At 24.8% G+C, this 4,268-nt stretch carries 4 protein-coding genes and 1 pseudogene; 2 read left to right on the forward strand and 3 right to left on the reverse strand.

Going from position 1 to position 4,268, the window contains the following annotated elements:
* Window positions 1-142 precede the first annotated feature (142 nt).
* Window positions 143-352: pseudogene (locus KAR67_RS09185) on the forward strand (transposase); the annotation flags it as partial.
* A gap of 97 nt (window positions 353-449) precedes the next feature.
* Here the strand turns inward: KAR67_RS09185 and KAR67_RS09190 are convergent.
* The 3 genes from KAR67_RS09190 to KAR67_RS09200 are packed head-to-tail and all read right to left on the reverse strand — an operon-like array spanning window position 450 to window position 2,667.
* A complete protein-coding gene (locus KAR67_RS09190; protein WP_060787643.1) occupies window positions 450-2,249 on the reverse strand; it encodes an AAA family ATPase in 1,800 nt (599 codons plus the stop codon).
* 3 nt (window positions 2,250-2,252) lie between these two features.
* A complete protein-coding gene (locus tag KAR67_RS09195) occupies window positions 2,253-2,456 on the reverse strand; it encodes a type II toxin-antitoxin system HicA family toxin (RefSeq protein WP_002790340.1) in 204 nt (67 codons plus the stop codon).
* A complete protein-coding gene (locus tag KAR67_RS09200) occupies window positions 2,449-2,667 on the reverse strand; it encodes a type II toxin-antitoxin system HicB family antitoxin (RefSeq protein ID WP_002818418.1) in 219 nt (72 codons plus the stop codon). Before KAR67_RS09200 ends, KAR67_RS09195 begins: the two co-directional genes overlap by 8 nt.
* 838 nt (window positions 2,668-3,505) lie before the next feature.
* Between KAR67_RS09200 and KAR67_RS09205 the strand changes: the two genes are divergently transcribed.
* On the forward strand, window positions 3,506-4,159 hold the full coding sequence (locus KAR67_RS09205; RefSeq protein WP_079757453.1) for a conjugal transfer protein TraC: 654 nt from the start codon (window positions 3,506-3,508) through the stop codon (window positions 4,157-4,159).
* Window positions 4,160-4,268: the final 109 nt, after the last annotated feature.

Here is a 4,268-nt window from a genome sequence, read left to right on the forward strand (position 1 = left end):
TTAATGGTTTTAGATTTAGCAAGTGAATATGGCACTTATATAAGAAAATTGATTTTAAAAGAGGCAAGAACTTTAAATATTAATAATTAAAAATGTTACAATATCCTTGCAAAAAACGAAAAGACAAGGATACAAATGAGTAAAAAAACAAAAAGGTTCAAATAATCGCGCAAAAGCTAAACTTAAAGTAGCTAAAGCTCATCAAAAAATTACAAGAGCAAGAGATGATTATTTACATAAGATAAGCGATGAAATCACAAATTTATATGATTTTATAGCTGTTGAAAATCTAAATATTAAAGGACTAATTAAAAACAAACACTTATCTAAATCTATTGCTAATGCTAGTTGGGGTAGAGGATAGCTCTAGTAGGGTATTAAAAATGGTTATATACTAGTTATCTATTCGTTGAAGCAAGAAACCCACTTTACTTTAGCAGATGGGTGATTCACTCAAATAAAGACTTCTGTAAGATAAATTTATTACTTTTGGTGTTTAATCGATTCATTGGATCACCACGCTTAATATATCTTTTTACTCTATTATTACTTTGGTAGATAAAAAACAAATCATTTTCATTTTTATACTTGTTATAAAAAAATTCATCATCATAATTTGCAAATTCTATACCTTTGCCATAAACATTAATTCCAAATTCTATAAGCTTATCTTTTAATTTAGCAATCTCCTTTTTTTGTTTTGAAATGATAGAACTTTCTTTATAAAGTCTATAAGCTTTAATTTCACAAAACTCACTATAACTAAGGATTTTCTTATCAGGAAAACTTGTCAAAAATCTAATTAAATCCTGTGCAACTAAAGAATTTAAATCAATGAGTATTTTTGATAAGTCATCATCATATGAAAGAGTAGATTCTGTTTCAAGTCTTTTGATATATTCCCTACGAACTGTCAATACAAATACAGATACAATCACGCCATTTTCTTTTGTGATACGCTCTACAGAATCAAACATTAAAATCCCTTTATCTCTTTGTGTAATTGTTTTTTTATCTTTATCTTTATCTTCAATGTTTTGCGTAAAGGCTAAATCATATGCAAAACGAGAAATTTCTGTAAATTTTTGTTTTAACCAAGAATAATTACTAGGAGCTTTATTAAGATATTGTTTTAAAAATTTATAAGGCTCTAATCTTACTTCCATATCCCAAAAATTTTCTTGATATTTTTTAATAACACTTGTATCTACATTTTTCTTGATATATAAAAATAAAGCATCTAAAATACTTCTATGTGTTTGCGTTAGTAAAGAATTTTTAAGAGTAATAGCATATGATGAACCATTTGCACCAAGCATTCCAAATTCTATTTTATTGTCATTTTCTTTAAATGCTTTATAAAAATTAGAATCAGTAAGCTTTCGTGAGCTTAAATAAAAAACTCCTCTATTTTCATTCATTGTTACATAGCCTTCCGCTAAATCATTAACACTTACAGCAGAAATATCTTTTTTGTTGATAATTTCTAAGGTATGATTGTCAATATTTTCCACTTTTATATCTTTAACTAAAGGTTCATCAATGCTAGAGTTCTGTAATACTTTGATTGTTTTTTGAAACTCGCCAGCATTGATATTATTATTATCTTTTAGCACTTCAAGTAAGCGATAAGTTGTAGAGTTTTTATCTTCTCCTTTTTGAAATGAGAGTTTATAAACAAGTCTAGGGGCATTTATAATTACAGAGCTACCCATAAGACTTTCACCTTTTTTATCTAAGTGGTGAAGTAATAAAATGGCTTGATTATTTGATTTTGCTACATCTGTTAAAATATTAAAGAAATTTTGCACATCGTTTTGATTGTTTTGATCTTTAAAGCCTAATGTTGAGAAAAATGCACTAAAGGTATCAAGAACAATTAAATCGCAATCTGCTAACTCATTAAGTTCTTCTTTTAAGCAATTTATAGGTTCTTTATTGATTTTTGGAAGTTCATTCGAAAATTCAAGTTCCGCAGCATTAAAAGAATAAAAACTTTCAATATTTTTTATGCGTTCTAAAATTGCTTTATTTTTATCTTCTACACTCCAAAAAAAAGGTTTTAAGCCATCATTAACAGCATTAGCACATACCTTTAAAGCTAAAAAAGACTTGCCTACTTCACTATTGCCACTTAATACAGCTACAGAGCCCCTTTCCAGTTTAATTGTATCTTCGCAGATTATAGAAACATCTTCATCACTAAAAAGTCCGAGTGTAATAGTATCAATAGTATTTCTTTTTGGCATTTTTTAATCCTTTGCTACTTCTATGATCTCAAATAGTTGTTTTATGATTTTAGGGTGCAATATTTCTCCACTATGGTGAGGAATAACCATTCTATAAAGTCCTTTTTTATAGATTCTATGGCTGCCTTTTTGCCTATCAATCGAAAAATCATTTTGCAATAAAAGCTTTTCTGCTTCTTTTGCAGTCATTCTAGGCAATTCAGGCATTTGCTAAAACCATTGGAATAATTGAAGTTGTTTTATTTTCAATAATTCTTTTTTCTTCATTTGCAAGGCTTTCTAAATAAAGCTCCCCAGCTTCTTTTATATTAGCTAAAGTTTCTTCATAGGTATTTCCTTGCGAAACACAACCTTCAAGCTCTAGAATGCGTGCAAAATATCCATCCTGATCTTTTTCAATAATAATATTTAGTAACATTTAATTCCTTACTATTGACATAAATAGAACAAACAATTAATTTACACCCTAAAAATTGATATAAATAGAATAGTTTAGTGCAAATTAACAACTTTTTATAAAGTAATTATAGTAAAATTATTATATTTATGTCAATACTTATTATATCTATGTAAAAAATTATTTTTTTGAAAAATACTAATTTCATCTAAAATATAAAATTGACATAAATAGAATAGTTTATTATATTTATGTCAGCAAAATCAGCATACAATCACCCATAAGTTATTAAAAAATTGACATAAATAGAATAGTTTTTAACATAAATAGAATAGTTTTTGATATTTTTTCGGAACACCCATATGGAAAATAGGAGCTTTAAAAGACACATTTACATAAATAGAATAGTTACTAAATTCTTAAATTTGTTAAATTCTATAATATTAAAAAAGTAAATCAAAAATTAAAATTTTTGAACTTTTGTATAAAATCATAAAAAAATGATTTTGGTAACTCCAAAAAAGGGGTTTTAATAAAAAAAATTTTTTATTATTTTATTATAATATCATAAGAATTAAAAAATGGAAAAAGAAAGTGAAAATTAAAAATATTCTTTTAAAGTGTTTAAAGCCTAATAAACTTAATACTTTAGAAAAATTGTATTTTGGTTCAATGTTTATGATGGTTTTAAGTTTTGCAATCTTTTTAATTCTTCTTTTAAATTTTTTTATGAGGATATTTTAGTTTTCTTTCGAGACTATTTTTTATTGCTTATAATTTTTTATTATAATATTGATAGGTTTATTTAATACTCTTAAGAGTGTAAGAAAATATAAAGAGATTTTAAAAAAGAAAAACTATGAATATTAAGCTTAATATTCCTTATTCTAATAAGGATAAATTAAAAAAATATAAGATTAAGTGGAATAATGATTATAAAATTTGGTATTTAGAAGATTATAGGAATTTAACTTACCTTATCGATTATTTAGAAAATAGAAATTTTACCATTTATGTTACTGAGAAGTTGTATATTGTTGAAGGTTTTATTACTTGTTGGAAATGTTCTAAGATGATTTCAGTTTATGCTTTTGGGGCTTTAAAATCTTCTTTTTTAGATTGTGAAAAAAAATATTGGAAATTTAATTCAAAATTTAAAATGATTTGGAATATTTTGTCTTATTCTCAAGAGCTAGAAAGTATTTTAAAAAAAAATAATATGAAAATTTCATATTCCAATACAACAAAAAGTTACTACCTTATGAATATATGTCAAAATTGTCAAGCAAAACAAGGAGAATTTTTTTTATTTAACGAAATAGATTCTATTTTTAGCCCAAATAGTGTAAATGAAGCTAAAAGGCTTAAAATTTATGAAATACCTTTGTTATTCGATATTGGGTTTGAGGGAGAATTTACAGAAATATTTTCAACTAATTGTTCAGATATTAATGCCTTGATTTGGTTTAATGCGGAACATAAAACTAATTTAACATATAATATTAATTACTAAAAATAACTATTATATATTAAAAATTAGTAATATATAATAGTATTTACTTTCAAACAACCTTATTATTTGTGACTATTTGTCTTATAGCATCAATGATTTATTGTTATGC

The sequence above is a fragment of the Campylobacter sp. JH32 genome, from assembly GCF_017846535.1.
Lineage (GTDB): Bacteria > Campylobacterota > Campylobacteria > Campylobacterales > Campylobacteraceae > Campylobacter_D > Campylobacter_D coli.

Bases quoted from the DNA above. Each gene is read 5' to 3' on its own strand.
- KAR67_RS09190 (WP_060787643.1), bottom strand. From the start codon at position 2,249: ATGCCAAAAAGAAATACTATTGATACTATTACACTCGGACTTTTTAGT.
- KAR67_RS09195 (WP_002790340.1), bottom strand. From the start codon at position 2,456: ATGCCTGAATTGCCTAGAATGACTGCAAAAGAAGCAGAAAAGCTTTTA.
- KAR67_RS09200 (WP_002818418.1), bottom strand. From the start codon at position 2,667: ATGTTACTAAATATTATTATTGAAAAAGATCAGGATGGATATTTTGCA.
- KAR67_RS09205 (WP_079757453.1), top strand. From the start codon at position 3,506: ATGAATATTAAGCTTAATATTCCTTATTCTAATAAGGATAAATTAAAA.